This window comes from Niveispirillum cyanobacteriorum (genome assembly GCF_002868735.1).
GTDB lineage: Bacteria > Pseudomonadota > Alphaproteobacteria > Azospirillales > Azospirillaceae > Niveispirillum > Niveispirillum cyanobacteriorum.
Map to the genome: position 1 here is coordinate 2,420,295 of NZ_CP025611.1, position 17,605 is coordinate 2,437,899.

The following is a 17,605-nucleotide window of genomic DNA, read 5'->3' on the forward strand; positions in this document are numbered from 1 at the left end:
CTTAGAAGCTGACGGTGAGCGAGGCGCTGAGATTGCGGCCGGGCTGGGTATAGCTGTCGCGGACGGTGGAACTGGCGGCCAGGCCGCGCACATCACCCCACCACCAGTATTTCTGGTTGGTGATGTTGAAGAGGCCGGCGCGCAGGGTGGCGAAATCCGTCACGCGCCAGCGGGCGGTGGCGTCCAGCACAATGAAGTCGCCGGGCGCGAAACAGCCGCCGGTGCAGGTGGTGCCGATGCGGGACGTGGATTTCTTGGCCGAATAAATGGCGCTGATATCACCGCCGAACCGCCCCTCGGTCGGTTCTTCCCAACTGACGCCCAGGGTCAGTTTCACCGGATCGATGCTGTCCAGGGGGCGTTTCACGCCGCCCGTTTCCTGATCCCCCTTGGCATAGGCGGCACCGCCGATCAGGCCAAAGCCCTGGCCGATATCCCAGTTGGCCTTGGCCTCCAGACCGTGGATCGTCACCTTGTTCAGGTTCACATATTGATATGTCGCGGGGCTGGCGGCCGTGAAATTGCCCGAGACCAGTACCTGTTCGATGAAATCATCGTACCAGCCCTTGAACCCGGTGACGGCCGCCTGCCAGTCATCCCCGCGCAGACGCAGGCCCAGTTCGACGGTGCGGCTGCTTTCCGGCTTCAGATCGGGGTTGGAGATGGAGCGGTAATTCTGGATCGGGTTGGCAAAGCCGTTATTCACCTGCCCCGGAGCGGGCGCCTTGAACCCTTCCGCATAATTCGCGAACAGGCCGGCATGATCGTTCAGCCAGTAAAGGGCCGCGAATTTGGGCGAGACATGATCATCGCTCTGCCCTGTGGCGGTACCCACGAACAGCGGGTCGGTCTTGGGGTCGATCTTGTAATAGTCGTAGCGCAAGGCGGGATAGAGCGACAGGGACCCGCCCAGCAATGTCACCTCATCCTGGATGAACAGGCCGACCAGCGTATGGTCGGTGGTGGGGAAGGCGCGGGTGGGATAGGTCTCCCCCGTCGGCGGTACCGTCCCGTCGCGGGTGCCCAGCTGTTCGGTCAGGGAGAAATCACCGCCATAGACCAGCAGATGGTCGATGCCATCGCCCTTGATGGAGGTGCTGGCATCGACATTCAGGCCCGTGACCTTGTTGTCGAAGGTATTGATCCGCAACCGGTCGGCGGCACTATTGCGGTCTTCGGCGGAATATTGCCGCGTGTCGCTGTCCTGGCGGTAGAGCGTCCAGTGCAGGCTGTCGATCACGCCACCATCGGCGGGATCATAGCGGTGATCCAGGCTGACCCGGTCGCGGCGTACCGTATCATGCGCCTTCAGGCCGATGACGCTGGTCGATGCCAGGGGCGGTACCGCCACGGCGGTCAGGACATCGGCCTCCATATCATGGTCGAACAGCTCATAGGTCAGGCGCAGCGCATGTTCGCCCGTCGGCTGCCAGACCAGCTTGGCCAGGGCCGAGTTATCGGCAATGTCCTGCGGGTTGGCGGCGGTGCGGTTGATGTTGGCGGTCTTGATCGCGCCCTTATTCTCCGTCTCCTTGGCGTCGCGGCGGTTATAGGCCAGCATGGCTGACCAGTCGCCCGCCTTGCCGGCCAGGACCATGCCCTTGCCCCAGCCGCGATCCGCCTCGCTATAGCCGGCCTTCACCTCTCCACCATAGGCCTTCTCGCCCTGGATGAAATCGACGGGGTCCTTGGTCACGAAGCTGACGGCACCGGCCAGCCCGTCGGAGCCATAGAGGGCAGAGGCAGGGCCGCGCAGGATTTCGACGGATCTCAGCAGGTCCAGATCGACATAATCGCCACGGCCCACCGATTGCCCGCCAAAGGCAAAGGCGTCGGGGGCGCGGATGCCATCGGTCTGGATCAGAACGCGGTTGCCCTCCAGACCCCTGATATTGAACCCGCTATTGCCGTCGCGCCCTGTATTGGCACCGGCGGCGGTGAAACGGGTGGGCGACGAACGGACGGACACGCCCGGTTCATGGCGGATCAGGTCCTTGATATCGGTGACCAGCCGGTCCTTCATTTTCTCCGCCCCGATGACGCTGACGGTTGCCGGCGCATCCAGGGTTTCCTTGGGCGTGCGGGTGGCGATCACCGTGATCTCGCTGACCTGCATATCCGCAGCGTCAGCCACTTGCACATCCTGCGCACCCACAGGGGCGGCCAGGGCCAACAGAACCAGGGGCAAGGCCGTCATATTCCGGCAAGTCACAATCCCACACTCCCAACTGCAATTGCGAACCACTCTCAACATCAATATTCAGAATGCGGGTGAGAATCAATATCAATTTGGCGGCTCGATGAAGCTGATGGCGGGATCGTGGCGCGAGCCCAGGGATTATGGCGGCATGGCGTCGGGTCCGGCCTGGAAAAGCCGTTGAAACTCCGACGCTTCGCCCCGGACCTGCCCCACCGGCGCCACCGCGCGGCAGTCTTATGAAGGTGTCGGGGGAACAACGAAGCCAGACGGCGACGAACCCCAAACGACAGAAAATCTGGAGGATCGAATGCGTACCGTTATGCTGATGACCGGTCTGACTTTCGCCCTGCTGACGGGTGCTGCCCAGGCGCAGAATGCGACCAGCGGCACCACCGGACAGGCGACGACGGCATCGGCCACCCCGGCGGCGGTTACGGCCCCGGCCACCACCGACAAGGCCAAGCCCGCCACGGTCGAACACAAGCATGAGGTGAAGGCCGACGCCAAGGGCCAGGCGGCATCCGCCCCCACTGGCAGCCCCACGGTTGCCCCCACGGCGGCCCCGGAGGTGAAGGCCGACGTGAAGGCGGAAGCGAAGCCGGAAGTGAAGGCTGACGTGAAGACCGAGGCCAAGACGAAGTAACCGGCCTTTCGAAGACGAGCGAAACCCCGGCGGTAACCCGCCGGGGTTTTTTGCGCCCGCAAGGTATGCTCAATCCTCCTGGAAGATCGCCTCGATCGGCTGTTCAAACAGCCGGGCGATGGCGAAGGCCAGGGGCAGGCTGGGATCGTAGCGGCCATTTTCCAGGGCATTCACCGTCTGGCGTGACACGGACAGCTTGTCTGCCAGATCACCCTGGGACCAGCCGCGTTCGGCGCGCAGATCCTTCAATCGGTTCTTCATGTCCGGCCCCCGTTCAGCGGTAACGGCGGCAGGCCAGGACATAGCCCAGAACCCACATCACATGCATCAGCGGCAGTACCGTGAACATTGACAGTTTCGGCCATCCCTGACCTTCCAGGAAGCCGTAGGAGAAGGTGATCAGCGCCGTCATGGCAAAGCCGAAAGCCAGCCCTTCGAACTGCATGCGGCGCTGCATCTCATCCAGGCGGCGGATATGGCGCATGATCACCCAGACTGTGGCCACGCCCGGCAGCATGGGCAGCAAGGCAACAGGCACCGACAGCGCGTCCGGCACCCAGCCCCACTGCGCCGCCTTGTTCACCCCGATCAGAACGATGGCATAGGCCGTGATGCTGGCCAGCAATTCAAACACATAGCGTCGTGCATTGGTCATGATTTCCTCCGTTATATGTAAAGCATGCTTTCCATATGACGGAGGGAAACTGGCCTGTCAAGGAGGCTTTACATGGAAAGTGAACTTTCCATCAGGCGCCCGGCTGCAGGGTCAGCGTCCAGCGCGCGGACCCTGGCAGGAACGGGGTTGGCTTGCCCTCTGCCCAATCTTGATGACCGGTCAGATAGTAGGGCGACAGCGGATGTCCGCTCTGGCTGCCCGGCATGTGGAAATAGCCTTCGCCCTCACGCCCCGGTGACACGGCGAAGCGCTGGCTGGCGCCAAAGCCAGGTCCCTGCACGCGCGGCATCATGCTGTCGCCGGGCAATCCCTGCTCGGGCGGATCGGTCAGCCAGCCGATGGGCGGCAGGATGCGGGTCAGGGGGTGGCGGACCTCCGCCACATTGCGCGCACCCCAGGTGAAGGCGGCGGCGCCACCGGCCTTGTCCACCTGATCGGCGACGTCGATCAGGGCGGCATCAATCAGCGCCTCCCAATCCTTGTATCCAGGCGGGACCAGGGCCTCGGGCTTTTCGGTCAGCAGGCGGCGCAGGGGGCCTTCCTGCTGTGCCGCCGAACGGTTGCGCGGCGGCGTGCCCTCCAGCCCCAGATAGGCGCTGTAGAGCTTTTGCGAGAAGGCGAGGCGGAAGGCGCGGACCAGTCGGTAGCCGACAGAGTCCACCGCCGCCCGTGCGCCCCAGTCGCGCACCGGACCCGTCAGAGCGGCCAGCCGCGTGTCACCCTGCCTTGCATTCAGGGCGCCCAGCATCTGTTCCTGCCAGAAGGACAGAACCAGGGCGCGGTCATCCAGCTGGATGGACAGCATGTCGGCGGGCGTGAACCGATCGCGCGCGAAAAGACCGTCGCGGATCTGCCCCTGGCGTCCACCCATGTCGTAGCCGCCATCGCCCAGCTTTGCATAAGCGTCCCCGCCCACGATGCGGGCATTGGCCGTCCAGATGCGGTGATGGTCGGGATTGCGGATCACGGGCACCTGATCGGGCGGCAACATGCCGTTCCAGCCGCGCGTGCCATCGGCCCAACTGCTGGGCAAGCTGCCATCCGTGCCGAACCGGGCCGGTACCGACCCGATGATGGTCCAGGCGATATTGCCGGCTGTATCGCCCACGACAAGGTTCTGCTGTGGCTGGCGCGCGGCGTGGGCGATGGCGATGGCGGCATCCACGCTGTCGGCGCGTTCCAGGCCCAGCAGGCCCGTCAGATTGATGGCGTCCGCCTCATGCGCGGTCCAGCGGACGGCGATCTTCGTACCGTCCGACAGCGTATCGACCACCGGACCCCAGATGCTGTCCTCCACCACCAGATCCTGACAGTCGCCCCAGGCAGGGCAGATCTTTTCCGTGGTGCGGATCAGGTCCTTGGGCCCGTCCGGGGTCTGATACTGGCCCGGCGCACCGGACACGGGTTCCAGGATCACGGCATCGGCCGTATCGATATAGGAATTGGTATAGCCCCAGGCAACCTTGCCATTGCTGCCCGCCACCAGGGCCGGCGTGCCCGGCAGGGTGACGCCGGTCGCGTCCATGGCCTCAGGTCCGGAGGCGATGCGCAGGCGGGCACGATACCAGGTACCGGGAATGGCGATGCCCAGATGCATGTCGTCGGCCACCAGGGCCGCGCCATTTTCCGTCAGCGCCCCGCCAACACCCCAGGCATTGCTGCCAATGGTGGGGCCGGGATCGGGATCGACCAGGGCCGCCTTGCGCCCCTGCATGGGGACCGCGCTGGGCAGGGCCGGCTCGGGCGTGACCGAACCGTCGATGGCGGCGTCAAGCGCTGTACCGCGGGGATAGAGGAAATCCATCATGTCCGGCCCCAGCCTTTGCAGGTTCTGGGCGCGGATACGGTCCGTCAACGCATCCTCATCCTGTAAATCCAGATACATGGCATAGGCGGCCAGGATCGTATCCTCCGCCGCCCAGGGAAGGGGGGAGGCGAACAGCAGGCTATATTCGAAGGGACGGCCCGTCAGGCTGGCCAGACCCTGGTTCACGCCGTCGGTATAGGCGACGATGATCGCCTTCTGATCGGCGGGCAGGTTGGTCACCACCTGTCCGGCGCGGTGGCGCAGCCGGTGGATGCGCCGCGCCTTGTCGATCTCCAGTACCGGCCCGATGGGGCCCAGCAGGCCCGACAGCTCGCCCGATGCCGACCGGCGGATCAGGTCCATCTGGAAATAGCGTTCCTGGGCATGCAGGAAACCCAACGCGCGGGCCAGATCGGCCCGGCTTGCCCCCTCCAGCGTCGGCACGCCGCCGGCATCGCGGGTGATGGCGACAGGCGCCATCAGGCCCTTCAGGGCCAGCGCCCCCTCCAGCGTGGGTTTGGAGACAGCCAGATTGACCGCAAAGGCCCCGGCCGCCAGCACCAGCACCCCGCCGATCCCCGCCACGCCATATTTCAGCACCCGGCCAATCCCGAACCCCGACCGCTTTCCACTGCGCCTGCGTGCCAAGATATCCCCGCTTATTCTTATGAAGGCGGTGGCAGTTTCCCTTTTGGGCAGGTCGGGCGCAAGGGGATTGGGGTCCAAAAGGCAAAGGCCCCGCCGTCACCGGCAGGGCCTTTGAATTTGGTGGAGCCAAGCGGGATCGAACCGCTGACCTCTACAATGCCATTGTAGCGCTCTCCCAGCTGAGCTATGGCCCCGAAACTTGGACGCGGCGTCTGGGTGACCGTCGCGGTGGGCGGCTTTATGGACAAAAGCGGGCGTGGATGCAAGCCCCTTGATCAGCGATCCGGGCAAGGCAGGCATGTGAAGGGCTTCAAGCCTCACCACCATCGGGGCCCCAGAAAATGGCCCAGCAGGTGAAATCATCGCTGAAGCCGGTGAACCGGTGCTCCACCCCCGCCTCCACAAAGATCAGGTCACCGGGGCCAAAGGTCTGTGTCTGACCTGCCTTTTCGAAGGTGCCGGTGCCGGTCACGACGACATACAGCTCATCCTGTTTATGCGGTCCCTGCTCGTCCCGGTTCTGCGGGGCATAGAGCCCGGCCTTCATGCTGCCATGGCGGATCATATATTCGAACCGCTGAATACCGGTCCGGCCCGCGATGGCGGTCATGGCACTGGCGGGGGTAAACAGGAAGGGCGGGGTCATGGCTGAGGTCTCCGAAGGGATGACTGTTCCAGCGAACAATGACGGCCCCGTTCCGCCAAGCCCTTCAATTGTCCCCGCCACATGAAAAACCCCGCCGGCGGCACCGGCGGGGTTCTATTCAACGGGGCGGGAGGTGGAGGGATCAGCCCACCGCTTCCTCATCCTCGGTGTCAGCGACCGGGGCGGCGGCGACCTGTACCGGGGCCGGCTGCGGGGCGGGGGCGGCCTTGGGTGCTGGTACTGCGGCGTCGGCGCCCAGCACCTGGATGGTGCCCGACAGTTGCCCGCCATTTTCCACTTCCAGCGTGCCGTAGCGGATATTGCCCGTGATGCGGCCCGTGGAGCGGACCTTCAGCGTACCGCGCACTGTGATGTCGCCTTCGAAGCGGCCACCGATATCGGCCTCGTCAATCTCCACCGAGCCCTTGAACAGACCGGTATCGGTGATCTCCACGACATGGCCGTCGCGCAGCTTGGCCTCAACGGTGCCTTCGACGACCAGCACGTCACAGGCGGCGATCTCACCCGACAGGCTGATATCGCGGCCCACGATCAGCTTGCGCATCTCCGCCGTGGCGGGGCTGTTGCCTTCCACGCCGGTGGGGGCGACACGCTTGGGCGGGCTGTTGGGAATATCGACGACGCGGCGCGGAATCTCCGTCTTCAACGACGGGGCGGCAGAAGAAAGCGGGCCGCCGGGCGGGGTGGAGAAAGGCGTGTTCATCGTCGTCCTCGGGCTGGTTTCGGAACCGGTATCGGTGCTGGGTTCAACAATGGCGGAAGGAGTGGCCGCCGCCGGCTCTGCCGGGCGGAATCCGGCAGCGCTCCCCCCTGCATCCGCCGACGGTGCGGGCGGCACCGGCGGTTCGGGCGGGGTGGGCGTGGCCGGGGCCACGGGCGGTCTCTGGCGTCGGAACATGTCGTCTTGCCCCCTGTATCTTATCGGCTAAAGGCGGGGTTCACACAGATGCCGCAGCAGGAAGATCACGCCGCATCCCTTCGACAAGATGGGCCATGAACGCCGCCGCCAGCACGGGCACCAGCAGATTGACGAGTGGAAGCGACGAAAGAAAGGCGATAATGACGCCCGCCGCAAAAAGTCCCATCCGCCGCTCGCTGCGCAGAAATTTCACCCCCATCGGGGTAAGCCGGCGGACGGCCACCAGCTCGAAATATTCCCGCCCAATCAGGTAACCATTCACCAGGAACCAGACGAACAGGTTGACCACGGGCACGAAATAGAAAGGCAGGGCCAGCAGATTGGCCAGTAACACCAGCCCCAGAAATTTCAGCCCCTCCAGTACGGAGCGCCAGACGGGGATGCGCTGCGGCGGGGGCAGATGCGGGTAATGGCGCCGTTCCACCGCATCAACAATCCTGTCCAGCAGGGTGGAGGAAACGGCGACCATCACCGCGGGAAACATCAGCCAGGCCAAAAACAGTCCTGCCACCCCGCCCAGCAGGTCGATACCCGTTTCCACCCAGCCGATATCGAACAGGGATGTATGGGTCAAAAGCCAGCCGAACCCGGTCAGCAGGGCGATAAACAGTACGATGGTGCCCAGTGCGGCGAAGATCAGCACACGGGTAAAGGCGGGGTCGGGCAATTGCCCAACGGCGCGTGATAACTCGCGGATCAATGCGTTGGCCCCCTGCCCGGATCGGCACCCATGCACCAGTGCTATTCATATGGGGATGCATGGGCACTTGCCGCAAGACGCGGTCTGCCTATACTCCGCGCCAATTCTGATCGTTTTGTGGAGGCCATTCGTGGCGGCTGTTTATGATGTGGTGGGTCTGGGTAACGCGATCGTCGATGTGATCGCGAAGGCCGACGAAGAGTTTTTGACCGCCAATGGCCTGGTGAAGAACGCCATGCGCCTCATTAGCGCTGAAGAGGCTGATGCGCTGTACGCCAAGATGGGTCCGGGTCTGGAAATGTCGGGCGGGTCCGCCGGCAACACCATGGCGGCCCTGGCGTCGCTGGGCGGTAAGGGCGTGTTCGTGGGCAAGGTTGCCCATGACCAGCTGGGCAAGGTCTATCGCCATGACATCCGTGCCGCCGGTGTGGTGTTCGACACGCCCGACCTGACGGATGGCAAGCCGACCGGTTCCTGCCTGATCCTGGTGACGCCCGACGGCCACCGCACCATGAACACCTTCCTGGGTGCGTGCCTGGACCTGACACCCGACGATATCGATCCGGCGGTGATCAAGTCCTCCAAGGTCACCTATATGGAAGGCTATCTCTGGGACCCGCCGGCGGCTAAGCAGGCCTTCCTGAAGGCAGCCGCCCTGGCGCATGAGGCCGGGCAGAAGGTGGCCCTGTCGCTGTCCGACCCGTTCTGCGTCAACCGTCACCTGGATAGCTTTCGCGACCTGGTCAAGAACCATGTCGATATCCTGTTCGCGAATGAGAGCGAGATCGTCGCCCTGTTCGGTGGCGATTTCGACAGCGCCGCCGCCGAGGCGCGCCGCCATGTGGAAGTGGCCGTCCTGACGCGCGGCGAACAGGGGGCAACCGTCCTGGTGGGGGGAGAGACCTACTCGGTTCCGGCCGAAAAAGTGTCCCAGGTCGTGGATACGACGGGGGCGGGCGACCTGTTCGCCGCCGGCTTCCTCTATGGTTACACCCAGGGCCGCAGCCCGTCTGATTGCGCGCGGCTGGGCGCCATCTGTGCGGGTGAGATCATCACCCATTATGGTGCGCGGTCGGAGGTCAATCTGGCTGAGCTGGTGAAGTCCAAGGGACTGTGATCGGGCCTGTCGCATGCGGGCCTTGCCCGCATGCGACAGGGGCTATCGCCGCAATCCCCGACACAGTTCCAGATATTCCGGGTGGTCGGGGGTCAGCCAGCCATGGCGGATCAGGAAATCGATCACTGTCAGGTTGACGTTGAATTTCCAATCATCGCTGTCGCGCACGCTTTGAGCCACGCGGGCGACGGGCCACAGCTCGAACCGTTCCACCTCGCCATCGGTATTGCGGGGGACGAAATCGGGTGGCAGTTCCAGGTCGTAAAGGAACAGCACATCGGGCTTCAGCCCCTTGTCCTGTTCCATCAGATAGGTGATGGCCCCAACCGGCACCGCGCGCAACGCCATGTCTGCCGGCAGTCCCGCCTCTTCCCAGGCTTCCTTGACCAGATTGTCGGAAAGGCTGAGGCCTGCGGGCTGTCCGCCGGCCACCAGATTATCGTACTGGCCCGGTGCCACCCCCCGGTCCATGGCGCGCTTACCCACCCACAGGTGGATGCCATCCGGCTTCCGCACGAAGCCATTGACATGCAGCCCATAGGCCGTGACCCCGAAAAACGGGATGGCCGCGCGGTCCAGCTCCATCAGGGCGGGGCGGCCCCAGCCATCACAGACCGTGTACATCTCCCGACGCAGTTTCGGGATGGTGCCGTCCGCCACCAGCCGGTCAAGGGCAGCGGCCACCGCGCGGGTGCGTGACGGCGCATCGGTCAGGCCAGGATGCAGGCTGACCCCGCCTGCATCAGGGATGAAGGGCAGCCCCAGAGCCAGCAGCCGTTCCATAAACCCTATCCGCACTTGCCCCACCGTGACACCGGCGATGGAGAAGGGCCGGAAGCCCGAAAGGTCATGCCGGTTGCAGGCCCGGATATGGCGCAGGAAGCCTTGTGTCAGGTCAGGATCTACCATCAGGCGCCCTCCGTCACTGGTCCGGCTTGTGGGGGGGCCGGTACCCGCCGCACGGCCCAGGCGGCGACCAGCCCGGCCAAGACCAGCATGGCCGCCCCGAAATAGAAGGGCATGCCGGGAATGGGGATCGTCGCCCCCTCTGCGGTGAAATGTTCGAACAGTTCCGCCCCGATCAGGGGGGCCAGGATGAAGGTCAGGCTCTGCATGCTGGCAAAGGCCCCCTGGACCGATCCCTGTTCATCGGCCCCGACGCTGCGCGATACGATGCTCTGGATTGCAGGCGAACTCATTCCGCTCATCGAATGGACGGGGATGAAGGCGGCGAAAGCCGTGGATGATCCCGCCGCCCCATAGCCGGCATAGGCGGTGGCCTCCAGCCCGATACCCAGAAGGGCCGTGCGCGGCTCCCCCAGCTTTTTCACAATCCGGTCGATCAGCACGCCCTGCACCAGCACCGTGGTCAGGCCCACGGCGGCCAGCGAGAGGCCGTTATCCAGCTCACTCCATCCGAAGCGCTTGGTGGTGTAGAGCACCCAGACCATCTGCAACACGCCCATGGCCAGCACCATGCAGGTGCGGCTGGCGGCCAGGCCCAGGACGACGGGATGCATGGCCAGCGCCCGCAGCGACCCAATGGGATTGGCGCGGGCCAGACTAAAGGCACGGCGGTTGGCAGGCGCCAGCGACTCGGGCAGCACCAGCAGACCATACAGGAAATTCAACGCCGCCAGACCGGCGGCCACCATGAAGGGCAGGCGCAGGTCGATCTCCCCCAGGATGCCGCCCAGGGCCGGGCCCGTAATGAAGCCGATGCCGAAGGCGGCCCCCATCTTCCCGAAATTCTTGGCCCTGTCCTGCGGTCCGCTGATATCGGCGATATAGGCATTGGCCGCTGTGATATTGGCCGCTGTCAGTCCCGCCGCCATACGCCCCACCAGCAGCCAGATCAGGCCCGGTGCAAAGGCCATGAACAACTGGTCAATGGCCATACCCGCGATGGAGGCCAGGATGACCGGACGCCGCCCAAACCGGTCCGACAGGGCGCCCAGCACAGGCGCGAACAGAAACTGCATGATGGAGAAGCTGGCGATCATCGCCCCCATCCACCAAGCCGCCGACGCCTCGCTGGCTGCAAACTGGCTGACCAGGGAGGGGAAGACAGGGATCGTCAGGCTGAAGGTCAACACGTCCAGAAGGACGGTGATCATGATAAAGGGGATGCCGGCCTGGCGGGGGGAGGATAGGGACATAAGCTCTTCCGGCTAAGGTGCCGGGGGCTCTCATATCAGAAACAGACGCGCGACACCAATCTACCGAAGGCTTGACCCTCGGTAGATAACAGGCTGGCGACTGCCAGCCCGGCACCGCGTGGTGCCGTAAGCCAAGGGCGCGGACGCGCCCGCCCGGCGTTTGAGGGAACAATGATAGAAGTTCCGGATTGCCCCTGGGCGACGGGACCATCCCGCGCTATATGGTGGGACATGAGCGGCTTTATGATCTTTCTCATGGTCTTGGCCATGATCGCCACGCTGGCTGTGCTGGTGATCGGGCTTTTCGCCATGGCGCGCGGCGGCGAATTCAACGCCAAATATGGCAACAAGCTGATGTGGTGGCGCATCCGGCTGCAGGTGGCGGCTGTCGTTCTGTTCGCCCTGGCCTTCATGGCCTCCTGACCCCATCCCAGACAGCAGGTAGTGCCATGGTCCGCCTGACCCGCATCTATACCCGTGGCGGTGACAAGGGACAGACATCGCTGGGCGATGGTTCCCGCGTGCCTAAACACGCGCTGCGCGTCACCGCCTATGGCACCGTGGACGAGGCGAACGCCATTCTGGGGCTGGCCCGTTTGCATACCGGTGCGGCCAAGGATGACCCGATCCTGGCCGACGCCGATGCCATGCTGGGCCGTATCCAGAATGATCTGTTCGATCTGGGCGCCGATCTCTGCACCCCGGAGATGGAGAACCCGCCCTATCCGCCGCTCCGCATCGTCGATGTTCAGGTTGATCGGCTGGAAGCCGAGATCGACCGCATGAACGAAGAGCTGTCGCCGCTGAACAGCTTCATCCTGCCCGGTGGCCGCCCCGCCGCCGCCTACCTGCATCAGGCCCGCACCGTGGCCCGCCGCGCAGAGCGGGAGATGACTGAACTGGCCCTGACCGAACCGGTGGGGGCACCAGCCCTGAAATATATCAACCGCCTGTCGGATCATCTGTTTGTTCTTGGCCGCTGGGTCAATGACAAGGGTGCCGCCGACGTGCTGTGGGTGCCGGGCCTGACGCGCGGGCAAACGCCGGGCTGAATGCCGTGAACCTGCGCAAAACCCCCTTGAAATCCGCCATGCGGCTGGTATCTTCCCATTACGTAAAGGGAAGATAATTGGCCGGTCAATGGTGCACCAAAGGTAACGAAATTTCGTTTCGGCCTTACCAGACGCACACTATTGACATGTGCGGTGCAGCAATCCTAAGGTCCGCCGCGATTAACGGGGCTGGACGGCAGGCGTTGATTGCCCAATCTTAAGGCCCAGGTTCGAATGAATGGCTAAATGCCAGGGTGAACAGGCGGGGACCATCCACCGCCGGCTATCATGCGAGGGGATCGCCAATGAAAGTCCTAGTCGCCGTTAAGCGTGTCGTTGACTACAACGTCAAGATCCGCGTTAAGCCCGACGAGAGCGGTGTCGAGCTTGCGAATGTTAAGATGTCGATGAACCCGTTTGACGAGATCGCGGTTGAGGAAGCCGTTCGGTTGAAGGAAGCGGGCAAGGCGACGGAGATCGTGGTCGTGTCGATCGGCCCGGCAGCGGCGCAGGAGACGATCCGCACCGCGCTGGCCATGGGTGGCGACCGCGGCGTTCTGGTACAGACCGACGCCGAGGTGCAGCCGCTGGCGGTTGCCAAGCTGCTGAAGGCGGTTGTGGCCAAGGAAGCGCCGGATCTGGTGATCCTGGGCAAGCAGGCCATTGATGATGACAGCAACCAGACGGGCCAGGCGCTGGCCGCCTTGCTGGGCTGGGGCCAGGGCACGTTTGCGTCCAAGGTGGTGCCGGGCGATGGCGCCGTGGCTGTGACGCGCGAGATTGATGGCGGGTTGGAGACGGTCTCGCTGAAGCTGCCGGCGGTGGTGACCACCGACCTGCGCCTGAACGAGCCGCGCTATGCCTCGCTGCCCAACATCATGAAGGCGAAGAAGAAGCCGATCGAGACGGTGGCCCCGGACGCGCTGGGCGTGGACATCACCCCGCGCCTGACCACGCTGAAGGTGACGGAGCCGGCCAAGCGCAAGGGCGGCGTCAAGGTCGCGTCGGTCGCTGAGCTGGTCGCCAAGCTGCGCGACGAAGCGCGCGTCATCTGATCCGCAACGCATTCCAAGGATACGCAACATGAGCATTCTGGTTGTTGCCGAACCCTCGACGGGTGCGGTGAAGAAGCCGACCCTGACCACGCTGGGTGCCGCCACTAAGATCGGCGGCGAGACGCATGTGCTGGTCGCCGGTTCGGGCGTGGGCGAGGCTGCGAAGCAAGCCGCCTCTGCCGCCGGCGTGGCCAAGGCATTGGTCGCCGATGGCGCTGAATATGCCAACCCGCTGGCTGAGAATTTCGCACCGCTGGTGGTGGCCGCTGTGAAGGCGGGTGGCTACAGCCATGTGCTGTTCACCGCCACCACGTTCGGCAAGAACCTGGCCCCGCGCGTGGCGGCCCTGCTGGATGTGCAGCAGATCAGCGAGATCAGCGGCGTCATCGATGCCGACACGTTCGAACGCCCGATCTATGCCGGCAATGCCATCGCGACGGTGAAGTCCAGCGACGCCATCAAGGTGATCACGGTGCGCGGTACCGCGTTTGAGGCGGCGGGCGAGACCGGTGGGGCCGGTGTGGTCGAGACGCTGAGCGCCACGGGCGAGGCGGGGCTGTCCAGCTTTGTCAGTGCGGAACTGACCAAGTCGGAGCGCCCGGAACTGACCTCGGCCCGCGTCATCGTCTCGGGCGGTCGCGGCATGCAGTCGGGCGACAATTTCCCGATGCTGGACAAGCTGGCGGACAAGCTGGGTGCCGCGGTGGGTGCAAGCCGTGCAGCGGTGGATGCCGGTTTCGTGCCCAACGATTATCAGGTCGGCCAGACCGGCAAGATCGTGGCCCCGGAACTGTACATCGCCGTCGGCATCAGCGGTGCCATCCAGCATCTGGCCGGCATGAAGGACAGCAAGGTCATCGTCGCCATCAACAAGGACGAAGAGGCCCCCATGTTCCAGGTGGCCGATTACGGCATCGTCGGCGATCTGTTCAAGATCGTTCCGGAGCTGACTGAGGCGCTGGGTTGATATGAGTACGGCGCGCCGGGGCTATCCCCGGCGCGTTTTTTCCAACCCGGCATTCGACAAATGTCGCCGGGACGAAGGCGGTGCCTTCATGCAAGACTGGGTATGTTGGAATTCCAACCCTGAATGGGGACAGCGATGATCGAGAAGGTTGGCGTTATCGGGGCGGGTCAGATGGGCAGCGGCATCGCGCAGGTCTGCGCGGCGGCGGGCCTGTCGGTGGTGATCTCGGACATCAATGCCGAACAGCTGTCCAAGTCTGTGGCCGGTATCGCCAAGAATTATGATCGCCAGATCGCCAAAGGCAAGATGAGCGGCGCCGAAAAGGACGTGGCCCTGGCCCGGATCGGCACCTCCACCGAACTGTCCATCTTCAAGGACAGCGATCTGGTGATTGAGGCGGCGACCGAGTCGGAAGATGTCAAGCGCCTGATCCTGAAGGCCCTGGTCCCCAACCTGTCGCCCACCGCCATGGTGGCCACCAATACCAGTTCCATCTCCATCACCCGTCTGGCCGCCGCAACCGACCGGCCGGAGAAATTCATCGGCATGCATTTCATGAACCCGGTGCCGGTGATGCAATTGGTGGAGATCATCCGGGGCATCGCCACCGATGATCATACGTTCCAGGCTATCAAGGCCCTGACCGTCCGGCTCGGCAAGACGGCGGCCATTGCCGAAGATTTCCCCGCCTTCATCGTCAACCGCATCCTGCTGCCCATGATCAATGAGGCGGTCTATACGCTGTATGAGGGCGTTGGCGGGGTGGAGGCCATTGATACAGCCATGAAGCTGGGTGCCAACCACCCGATGGGCCCGCTGGAACTGGCCGATTTCATCGGATTGGATACCTGCCTGTCGATCATGCAGGTGCTCTATGAGGGCTTGGCCGACAGCAAGTACCGCCCCTGCCCCCTGATGGTGAAATATGTCGAGGCAGGCTGGCTGGGCCGCAAGGTCGGCCGCGGTTTCTACGACTATTCCGGTCCCACCCCGCGCCCGACGCGGTGAGGGACGCGTCCTTGCAGTCCTTTTCATTCCTTTGCCTTGCCTGAAGGAGGGGTTCGTATTCCCCGAACCTGATGCTACGCTGCACCTTATCGGGGTGGCGCTGCGGAGATGATGGTGGGTTCAGTTGTGTTTCGTAGCCTGTATGTGGGGCTTCTGACCGGGTTCCTGGCCCTGTCCGCCGCCGCGAAGGCGGCCCCCGATTTTACCACCGCTCTGCAGCACCGCCTGACCAGCGGCATCGGCACGCCGGAAACCGACCGCGACAGCCAGGACCTGCTGACGCTGGGCCGGTTCTACGAGAAGCGGCATTATGCGCCGGCCTGGATCGAACAGGGAAAGCCGTCAGACCGCGCCCGGTTGCTGCTGCTGGCCCTGCAGAAGGCTCAGTCGCAGGGGTTGAACCCTGCTGACTATGGCGTAGCCCGCATCGCCACCCTGCTGGAACGCGGCGACAGTCCGGATGCGCTGGCCGAACTGGAGGTCATGCTCTCGCATGGTGCGCTGGATTATGGGCGCGATCTGGCCACGGGCCGGCTGGCGCCCATGAGCATTGATAGCGAGCTTTATGTCGAAAAGCGCGAGATCGATGTCCTGACCCTGTTGAGCCGGCTGGCCACCTTGGCCGACCCTGGCGTCGAGCTGGCCGAGCTGCCGCCGCGCCGGGCCGAGTATCAGCGTCTGAAAGGCGCGTTGCAGCAGTATCGCGAATTGGCGGCGGCGGGCGGGTGGAAGCCTGTGCCGGTCACCGATGTCTCCCTGAAGCCCGGCGGCAATGACGAACGGCTGCCGGCCCTGCGCGCGCGGTTGAAGGTAACGGGGGAGTTGGCGGCGGATGCGCCGGTACCGGAAGACCCGACCCTGTTTGACGACGCGACCATCGAAGCCCTGAAGAAGTTTCAGGGCCGGCATGGGCTGGAGCCTGACGGGGTGCTGGGCAAGCAGACGCTGCTAGCCCTCAATATCAGTGCCGAACAGCGCGTGGCCCAGATCGCCATGAATATGGAACGCTGGCGCTGGATGCCCATTGATATGGGGCCTTCCTATATCCTGGTGAACCTGGCCGCCTTCCACCTGTCGATCTTTGATCAGGGCAATGTGGTGCATGAGGCACGCGTGGTGGTGGGGACCACGTCAACCCGCACGCCCGTCTTTTCCCGCAAGATGTCCTATCTGGAGATCAATCCCTATTGGCATGTACCGGCCAAGATCGTACGGGACGAGATTTTCCCGAAGGCCAAGAAGGACCCCACCTATCTGGCCAAGCAGGGCTATGAGTTGCTGTCCGACTGGTCGGAAAGTGCGGTGACCGTCGATCCCAAGACCCTGGACTGGGCCCATATGACGCGCCTGCCCTATCGTGTGCGTCAGGTGCCCGGCGACAAGAACAGTCTGGGCCGCATCAAGATGATGTTCCCCAACGAGTTCGACGTTTATCTGCACGACACGCCGTCCAAGAACCTGTTCAACCGCGCCAACCGCAGTTTCAGCCATGGCTGCATCCGGGTGGAGCATCCGTTCGACGTGGCCGACACCATCCTGCGCCTGACCGGCACCACCGACTGGCCGCGCGCCCGTGTGGACGAGGTGCTGGCCAGCGGTCAGCGTACTGTTGTACGCCTCAAAAAGCCCATCCCCATCCATATCTCCTACGTCACGTCTTTTGTGGCCGATGATGGAACGGTGAATTTCCGGTCAGACATCTATGGCCGCGACCGCAAGCTGGCCATGGCCATGCGTGCATCGCGCGTGAAATGGGATGCGGTTGAGGCCGAGGCGAGGCTGGCCCCCGGTGGGGCTGCGGCGGGCAAGGCCACGGACAGCAACAACCGCTGAGCCTCAATCACGGAAGAGATAGACAGGAAATAGGCCGGAAGGGTGGATTTCTGCTTGCACCACCTATGCCGTTCTGCCAGAAGTGCAATTGTGTCCTGCTTATGGCGCGGGGCATTTGGCGAAATCAGGAAAGAGAGTGTCCCCGGCGCAACGG

17 protein-coding genes and 1 tRNA gene are annotated in these 17,605 nt (G+C 64.0%); 8 read left to right on the forward strand and 10 right to left on the reverse strand.

Going from position 1 to position 17,605, the window contains the following annotated elements:
* Position 1: 1 nt before the first annotated feature.
* Positions 2-2,197 (reverse strand): TonB-dependent hemoglobin/transferrin/lactoferrin family receptor, encoded by a 2,196-nt coding sequence (locus C0V82_RS11195; RefSeq protein WP_102112420.1) that lies wholly within the window; start codon positions 2,195-2,197, stop codon positions 2-4.
* Positions 2,198-2,507: 310 nt separating this feature from the next.
* On the opposite strand from C0V82_RS11195, the gene C0V82_RS11200 reads away from it, so the two are divergent.
* Positions 2,508-2,843, forward strand: a complete 336-nt coding sequence (locus tag C0V82_RS11200) for a hypothetical protein (RefSeq protein WP_158659868.1) — start codon at positions 2,508-2,510, stop codon at positions 2,841-2,843.
* A 69-nt stretch (positions 2,844-2,912) separates the two neighbouring features.
* Here C0V82_RS11200 and C0V82_RS11205 read toward each other — a convergent pair whose 3' ends face one another.
* The 7 genes from C0V82_RS11205 to C0V82_RS11235 all read right to left on the reverse strand — a co-directional run bounded on the left by C0V82_RS11205 (position 2,913) and on the right by C0V82_RS11235 (position 8,260).
* Positions 2,913-3,104, reverse strand: coding sequence for a helix-turn-helix transcriptional regulator (locus C0V82_RS11205; RefSeq protein WP_102112422.1), 192 nt, complete (start codon positions 3,102-3,104; stop codon positions 2,913-2,915).
* A 13-nt stretch (positions 3,105-3,117) separates the two neighbouring features.
* The gene (locus tag C0V82_RS11210; protein ID WP_102112423.1) at positions 3,118-3,498 is read right to left on the reverse strand and encodes a hypothetical protein; all 381 of its coding nucleotides are present in this window, start codon (positions 3,496-3,498) and stop codon (positions 3,118-3,120) included.
* 91 nt (positions 3,499-3,589) lie between these two features.
* Positions 3,590-5,974, reverse strand: coding sequence for a penicillin acylase family protein (locus C0V82_RS11215; RefSeq protein ID WP_158659869.1), 2,385 nt, complete (start codon positions 5,972-5,974; stop codon positions 3,590-3,592).
* A 118-nt stretch (positions 5,975-6,092) separates the two neighbouring features.
* A tRNA-Ala gene (locus C0V82_RS11220) sits at positions 6,093-6,168 on the reverse strand.
* A gap of 116 nt (positions 6,169-6,284) precedes the next feature.
* Positions 6,285-6,620, reverse strand: coding sequence for a cupin domain-containing protein (locus tag C0V82_RS11225; RefSeq protein WP_102112425.1), 336 nt, complete (start codon positions 6,618-6,620; stop codon positions 6,285-6,287).
* A gap of 142 nt (positions 6,621-6,762) precedes the next feature.
* Positions 6,763-7,539, reverse strand: coding sequence for a bactofilin family protein (locus C0V82_RS11230; protein ID WP_102112426.1), 777 nt, complete (start codon positions 7,537-7,539; stop codon positions 6,763-6,765).
* A gap of 40 nt (positions 7,540-7,579) precedes the next feature.
* Entirely contained in the window at positions 7,580-8,260 is a 681-nt protein-coding gene (locus C0V82_RS11235; RefSeq protein ID WP_102112427.1) for an EI24 domain-containing protein, read from the reverse strand.
* Between the two features lie 130 nt (positions 8,261-8,390).
* On the opposite strand from C0V82_RS11235, the gene C0V82_RS11240 reads away from it, so the two are divergent.
* Complete coding sequence (locus C0V82_RS11240) at positions 8,391-9,377, forward strand: adenosine kinase (RefSeq protein ID WP_245924068.1); 987 nt, start codon at positions 8,391-8,393, stop codon at positions 9,375-9,377.
* A 42-nt stretch (positions 9,378-9,419) separates the two neighbouring features.
* On the opposite strand, the gene C0V82_RS11245 is transcribed toward C0V82_RS11240, so the two are convergent.
* Together C0V82_RS11245 and C0V82_RS11250 are read right to left on the reverse strand one after the other, a co-directional pair.
* Positions 9,420-10,286 (reverse strand): DUF4743 domain-containing protein, encoded by an 867-nt coding sequence (locus C0V82_RS11245; RefSeq protein WP_102112429.1) that lies wholly within the window; start codon positions 10,284-10,286, stop codon positions 9,420-9,422.
* Positions 10,286-11,536, reverse strand: a complete 1,251-nt coding sequence (locus C0V82_RS11250; protein WP_102112430.1) for a TCR/Tet family MFS transporter — start codon at positions 11,534-11,536, stop codon at positions 10,286-10,288. The genes C0V82_RS11245 and C0V82_RS11250 overlap by 1 nt, the downstream gene beginning before the upstream one ends.
* A 243-nt stretch (positions 11,537-11,779) precedes the next feature.
* Between C0V82_RS11250 and C0V82_RS11255 the strand changes: the two genes are divergently transcribed.
* The 6 genes from C0V82_RS11255 (at position 11,780) to C0V82_RS11280 (ending at position 17,451) form a co-directional block, all read left to right on the forward strand.
* Entirely contained in the window at positions 11,780-11,959 is a 180-nt protein-coding gene (locus tag C0V82_RS11255) for a twin transmembrane helix small protein (protein WP_245924069.1), read from the forward strand.
* A gap of 26 nt (positions 11,960-11,985) precedes the next feature.
* Positions 11,986-12,588 (forward strand): cob(I)yrinic acid a,c-diamide adenosyltransferase, encoded by a 603-nt coding sequence (locus C0V82_RS11260; RefSeq protein ID WP_102112431.1) that lies wholly within the window; start codon positions 11,986-11,988, stop codon positions 12,586-12,588.
* Positions 12,589-12,893: 305 nt separating this feature from the next.
* Entirely contained in the window at positions 12,894-13,643 is a 750-nt protein-coding gene (locus C0V82_RS11265; protein WP_102112432.1) for an electron transfer flavoprotein subunit beta/FixA family protein, read from the forward strand.
* A gap of 28 nt (positions 13,644-13,671) precedes the next feature.
* Positions 13,672-14,610 carry an electron transfer flavoprotein subunit alpha/FixB family protein gene (locus C0V82_RS11270; protein ID WP_102112433.1) on the forward strand — a complete coding sequence of 313 codons (939 nt, stop codon included), beginning with the start codon at positions 13,672-13,674 and terminating at the stop codon, positions 14,608-14,610.
* Between the two features lie 135 nt (positions 14,611-14,745).
* Positions 14,746-15,618 (forward strand): 3-hydroxybutyryl-CoA dehydrogenase, encoded by an 873-nt coding sequence (locus C0V82_RS11275; protein WP_102112434.1) that lies wholly within the window; start codon positions 14,746-14,748, stop codon positions 15,616-15,618.
* A gap of 126 nt (positions 15,619-15,744) precedes the next feature.
* Positions 15,745-17,451: a L,D-transpeptidase family protein gene (locus C0V82_RS11280; protein ID WP_158659870.1), complete on the forward strand. Its 1,707-nt coding sequence runs from the start codon at positions 15,745-15,747 to the stop codon at positions 17,449-17,451.
* Positions 17,452-17,605: the final 154 nt, after the last annotated feature.

Coding starts and splice junctions, on each gene's coding strand:
- C0V82_RS11195 (WP_102112420.1), bottom strand. CDS start 2,197: ATGACGGCCTTGCCCCTGGTTCTGTTGGCCCTGGCCGCCCCTGTGGGT.
- C0V82_RS11200 (WP_158659868.1), top strand. CDS start 2,508: ATGCGTACCGTTATGCTGATGACCGGTCTGACTTTCGCCCTGCTGACG.
- C0V82_RS11205 (WP_102112422.1), bottom strand. CDS start 3,104: ATGAAGAACCGATTGAAGGATCTGCGCGCCGAACGCGGCTGGTCCCAG.
- C0V82_RS11210 (WP_102112423.1), bottom strand. CDS start 3,498: ATGACCAATGCACGACGCTATGTGTTTGAATTGCTGGCCAGCATCACG.
- C0V82_RS11225 (WP_102112425.1), bottom strand. CDS start 6,620: ATGACCCCGCCCTTCCTGTTTACCCCCGCCAGTGCCATGACCGCCATC.
- C0V82_RS11230 (WP_102112426.1), bottom strand. CDS start 7,539: ATGTTCCGACGCCAGAGACCGCCCGTGGCCCCGGCCACGCCCACCCCG.
- C0V82_RS11245 (WP_102112429.1), bottom strand. CDS start 10,286: ATGGTAGATCCTGACCTGACACAAGGCTTCCTGCGCCATATCCGGGCC.
- C0V82_RS11250 (WP_102112430.1), bottom strand. CDS start 11,536: ATGTCCCTATCCTCCCCCCGCCAGGCCGGCATCCCCTTTATCATGATC.
- C0V82_RS11255 (WP_245924069.1), top strand. CDS start 11,780: ATGATCTTTCTCATGGTCTTGGCCATGATCGCCACGCTGGCTGTGCTG.
- C0V82_RS11260 (WP_102112431.1), top strand. CDS start 11,986: ATGGTCCGCCTGACCCGCATCTATACCCGTGGCGGTGACAAGGGACAG.
- C0V82_RS11265 (WP_102112432.1), top strand. CDS start 12,894: ATGAAAGTCCTAGTCGCCGTTAAGCGTGTCGTTGACTACAACGTCAAG.
- C0V82_RS11270 (WP_102112433.1), top strand. CDS start 13,672: ATGAGCATTCTGGTTGTTGCCGAACCCTCGACGGGTGCGGTGAAGAAG.
- C0V82_RS11275 (WP_102112434.1), top strand. CDS start 14,746: ATGATCGAGAAGGTTGGCGTTATCGGGGCGGGTCAGATGGGCAGCGGC.